The following is a 366-nucleotide window of genomic DNA, read 5'->3' on the forward strand; positions in this document are numbered from 1 at the left end:
GATTTGTACCTCAAATGTAATCCGTCTGTTTTTGTTTATTTAAATGAATATGTCCAAAATCGCTCTGTTTGTAACCATTCAAGAGCCACTTTATCACCGCTTTCCCATTTTGGTTCAAGCTCTTTGAGCATCCATTCTGTTTGTGAAAGATGTGCTCGCATTGCTGCTTTCTTTTGTTCGGCAAATGGGGTAATGTCGTTTACGATATCAGCAGGACCAATTTCTTGTTCATGGCCATTGGAGAAGGCGACACAATGGACGGTAGGTCGCTCACTTTCTTCCATCCGTTTGACAGCTTCGATGACTGCGTGGGCCGTAGCTTCGTGGTCGGGATGAACGGAGTAGCCAGGATAAAAGGTAATAACT

The 366-nt window shown here is 43.7% G+C and carries 1 protein-coding gene; it reads right to left on the reverse strand.

Going from position 1 to position 366, the window contains the following annotated elements; translation table 11 throughout:
• Nucleotides 1-35 precede the first annotated feature (35 nt).
• A partial coding sequence (locus KH400_RS22485; protein ID WP_498067642.1) for a PIG-L family deacetylase occupies nucleotides 36-366 on the reverse strand: 331 nt, incomplete at its 5' end.

Origin of the sequence: Desertibacillus haloalkaliphilus (assembly GCF_019039105.1) — a bacterium.
Classification (GTDB): domain Bacteria; phylum Bacillota; class Bacilli; order Bacillales; family KJ1-10-99; genus Desertibacillus; species Desertibacillus haloalkaliphilus.